The organism is Helicobacter pylori, assembly GCF_011140715.1.
In the GTDB taxonomy this organism is placed as follows: Bacteria; Campylobacterota; Campylobacteria; order Campylobacterales; family Helicobacteraceae; genus Helicobacter; species Helicobacter pylori_DA.
In genome coordinates this window covers 1-4,693 of the sequence record NZ_SFZZ01000066.1, presented here as the reverse complement: position 1 = coordinate 4,693, position 4,693 = coordinate 1, and the positions used below count along the sequence as shown (strand labels likewise).

The following is a 4,693-nucleotide window of genomic DNA, read 5'->3' as shown; positions in this document are numbered from 1 at the left end:
ATAAAGAATAAAGAATAAAGAATAAAGAATAAAGAATAAAGAATAAAGAATAAAGAATAAAGACCTAAAAATGCCTAAAAGCGTTTTTTACAATCAAACTAAAGAGTCTGGTTGTAAGCGACAACTTTTTAAAGAATAAAACTTTCTAACAACATTTCTTAGCGCTCTTTAGAGTTTAAGTGCAGTTTAGGGATTTTAAAAAACTTCATAAACTACTTCCTTTTAAAAGAAGCTTAGATAAGAGTTCTATAAATAATTATATTCGCTAAAGAATAAAACTTTTTTCTTAAATCCATGTTTAATTGATGCGGACTCTTTTCTCACCAAAGGTATTAAACTTTCTAAAAAATTGGATTTTAGATCTTATGTTATGATTTTAAGTTTTATTTTATCGCTTCAGATCTTATGTTATGATTTTAAGTTTTATTTTATCGCTTCAGATTTTATTTTATGATTTTAGATTTTATTTTGTTTTCAAACTCGTTTTCTTAAAACCCTAAAACCTTTGAATAAAAACCCAAAAAACTAAAAAATACCGACACTATATAAAAAAAGCTTCTTAAACAAAGTAAAACATACCAATGCGTGTTATTAAACCATTAAAAACAATAAAAAAACTTAAACAAAATAAGCAAGCAAAAACCTTTAAATAAAACAATAAACCCCCAAACCAAAACAACTAAAAATAAAAAAATGAAAAAAGCAACAGAAAAATAAAACACTGAAATATAATCAATAATGAAATCAGATAAAAAGCAAGACTAAAAAACATTTCCCTATCCCTGCACCGACCTACATTCCCACTCTTGAAAAGAGCAGTATTATCAGCGATGAAGAGCTTGACTTCCAGGTTCGGAATGGTTAACTGGGTAGTTCCTCTTCTCTAAAGGCACAAGGAAAAGGGAGCTAAAGATAAATCGCATTTACCCTTAACTCCCCTTTCTCTTTATAGGGAGCTGTTTTTAACAAAGAAGATCGTTAATAGCCTTTAACTTTAAATCATTGAGAGAGTATCTCATTCTACTTAAAATTTATAATATAAAAGTCTTTATAAAACTCCAACTCTCTTACACTCAGTAAGGCAGTGGTAACTTATCCATGCTCTATTGCCGTTATCTTATACAAAAAGCAAAAAACAAGCCAAACGCTCTATTAGTAGTAGTCAGCTAAACGCATTACTGCGCTCACACATCTACCCTATCAAGCACATAGTCTTTGTGCGAGCTTCAGGGAAAGTTCATCTTGGAGTTGGCTTCCTGCTTAGATGCTTTCAGCAGTTATCACATCCGTGTGTAGCTACCCAGCGATGCTCTTGGCAGAACAACTGGTGCACCAGTGACACGTCCATCCCGGTCCTCTCGTACTAGGGACAGCTCTCCTCAACTTTCCTACGCCCACGGCAGATAGGGACCGAACTGTCTCACGACGTTCTGAACCCAGCTCGCGTACCGCTTTAAATGGCGAACAGCCATACCCTTGGGACCTGCTCCAGCCCCAGGATGCGATGAGCCGACATCGAGGTGCCAAACCTCCCCGTCGATGTGAGCTCTTGGGGGAGATCAGCCTGTTATCCCCGGGGTACCTTTTATCCTTTGAGCGATGGCCCTTCCACACAGAACCACCGGATCACTATGACCGACTTTCGTCTCTGCTTGACTTGTATGTCTTACAGTCAGGCTGGCTTGTGCCATTACACTCAACTTGCGATTTCCAACCGCAATGAGCCAACCTTTGCAAGCCTCCGTTACTTTTTAGGAGGCGACCGCCCCAGTCAAACTACCCACCAAGCATTGTCCTGCCTGTGGATAACACAGGCCAGTTAGCTAACAGAAACATCAAGGGTGGTATCTCAAGGATGGCTCCATAAGAGCCAAAGCCCTTACTTCAAAGCCTCCCACCTATCCTGCGCATGATATTCCCATTAGCAGTGCTAAGTTGTAGTAAAGGTCCACGGGGTCTTTCCGTCTTGCCGCGGGTAGGAGGAATTTTCACCTCCACTACAATTTCACTGAATCTCTGGTTGAGACAGCTCCCATCTCGTTACGCCATTCATGCAGGTCGGTATTTAACCGACAAGGAATTTCGCTACCTTAGGACCGTTATAGTTACGGCCGCCGTTTACTCGGGCTTCAATTCAACGCTTCATCTTGCGACTGACGCATCCTCTTAACCTTCGAGCACCGGGCAGGCGTCACACCTTATACTTCCTCTTACGAGTTGGCAAAGTGCTGTGTTTTTGGTAAACAGTCGGGAGGGACTCTTTGCTGAGACCACATCGCTGTGGCACACCTTATCGCGAACTTACGGTGCTAGTTTGCAGAGTTCCTTAACCAGAGTTCTTTCACGCGCCTTAGAATACTCATCTCATCTACCTGTGTCGGTTTGCGGTACGGACGACTATGGATATGCTTAGAGGCTTTTCTTGGCACGACGGTATCAGCGATTCTCCCTTTGTCCTAAAAGGACTCAAAGAGCCTGTTTGGGTTTCAAATACAGAGGTGGATTTGCCTTCCCTCCAATCTACGCCCTTAGACTAGCGCTTCCATCAGCTAGCTCGCTTAACCCTATGCGTCCCCCCATCACGCTCCATAGTCGGTATTGGAATATTAACCAATTTGCCATCACCTACCCCTTTCGGACTCGGCTTAGGACCCGACTAACCCTACGATGACGACCATCGCGTAGGAAACCTTAGATTTACGGCGGATACAATTCTCATATATCTTATCGTTACTCATTCCTGCATGCTCACTTCATACCGCTCCAGCACTCCTTACCGGTATACCTTCAACGCTGGTATGAACGCTCTTCTACCACTGTGTTTAACACAATCTACAAATTCGGTGTCTATCTTAGCCCCGTTATATTTTCAGCGCATGACCACTAGACCAGTGAGCTGTTACGCTTTCTTTAAAGGATGGCTGCTTCTAAGCCAACCTCCTGGTTGTTTGAGTAGCCACACATCTTTTTCCACTCAGAATAGAACTTAGGGACCTTATTTGGTAGTCTGGGTTGTTCCCCTTTTGACGATTGATTTTATCACCCACCGCCTGACTCCCAAGATACGATAAAAGGTATTCGAAGTTTGATAGGGTTTGGTACCGCGGCGAGCAGCCCTAGCCCAATCAGAGCTCTACCCCCTTTTATTATCACTTGAGGCTATACCTAAATATATTTCGAAGAGAACCAGCTATCACTAAGTTTGTTTGGCCTTTCACCCCTATCCACAGCTCATCCCAACCCGTTTCAATGGGTACGAGTTCAGTCCTCCACGCGCTATTACACGCGTTTCAACTTGGCCATGGATAGATCACTTAGCTTCGGGTCTGCAGCATCTGACTTGTTCGCCCTATTAAGACTCGCTTTCGCTACGGCTTCGCATTCGCTTAACCTTGCCAGATACCACAACTCGCAGGATCATTATGCAAAAGGCAGTCCATCACCCTGATAAATCATAGGGCTCTGAATGATTGTAAGCAGATGGTTTCAGGTTCTATTTCACTCCGCTCACTGCGGTTCTTTTCACCTTTCCCTCACGGTACTTGTTCGCTATCGCTCAAAGAGTAGTATTTAGGGTTGGAGAGTGGTCTCCCCGGCTTCAACCTGGATTTCTCGTGTCCTGGCCTACTCTGGATACTGCTACCTAAGAACGCCTTGTCGCATACAAGGCTATCACTTTCTATGGCTTACCTTTCCAGGTAACTCTGCTAAAGCGTTCTCTTGGATGTTGCAGTCCTCAACCCCGAATGCAAGCACTCGGTTTGCCCTTTTCCCCGTTCGCTCGCCACTACTTAGGGAATCTCGTTGATTTCTTTTCCTCTAGTTACTGAGATGTTTCACTTCACTAGGTTCGCTCTCTATTAAAGAGTAACTAATATCTCTATTAGTTGGGTTGCCCCATTCGGACATCTACGCATCAAAGCTCCTTGACAGCTCCGCATAGCTTATCGCAGTCTAGTACGTCCTTCATCGCCTCTCTTTGGCAAGGCATCCGCCATCTGCTCTTAAAAGCTTGTTTTAAATTTTAAAATATCCTTTAAAACCCGCCCTTTTATAATGAATAACGACAATTGCACGAATATTCTTCAGCACTACCACTGCCTTAATGAATATAAGACAGAGTTATTGTAGTTTTACTTTACTTTTACATAGGCTATTAACAATATTAAATCAAATAACTTCGTTTTTCTTTAAAAACCCGCTATAATCGCTCTTAATGTTAAACCCTTTAAAGAAGACTAACAATGCTTGATCCCTAATCTTTTTTAATCGCCAAGTTTTATCAGCTAAGGAGCTTTTTATTGTTGAAAGCTTTTAGCTTTTATAATAATTTAACTTGAACTTGTTTAAAAGCTTTTTAAGCTTTTATGGCTTGTTTGAGTTGTTTCAAATTAAAGAACTTTTTAAAGCTTGTCTTTAAAAACGAAATGTAATTATAGACATGCAATGCTTAAATTTTGCTTAAAGTTTTTAGAATTTGAAAGAAATGGATAAAAGCGGTTTGGAATGATTGGAAGGGGGGGTGGAATAAAGCTTTAAATCAATAAAGCTTTAATAAAATAAAGCTTTAATAAAATAAAGCTTTGAATCAATAGAGCTTTGAATAAATTAAGATAAAACGCATCGCAAAATAAAACATTTCAACATTTCATAAGATAAAAAGATAAAACGCATCGCAAAATAAAACATGTCA

2 rRNA genes are annotated in these 4,693 nt (G+C 40.7%); both read right to left on the bottom strand.

Annotated elements, in window-relative coordinates:
• Positions 1-779: 779 nt before the first annotated feature.
• Positions 780-897: ribosomal RNA gene (gene rrf / locus EWZ81_RS06605) — 5S ribosomal RNA — on the bottom strand.
• Positions 898-1,131: 234 nt separating this feature from the next.
• Positions 1,132-4,018, bottom strand: a 23S ribosomal RNA gene (locus EWZ81_RS06600).
• Positions 4,019-4,693: the final 675 nt, after the last annotated feature.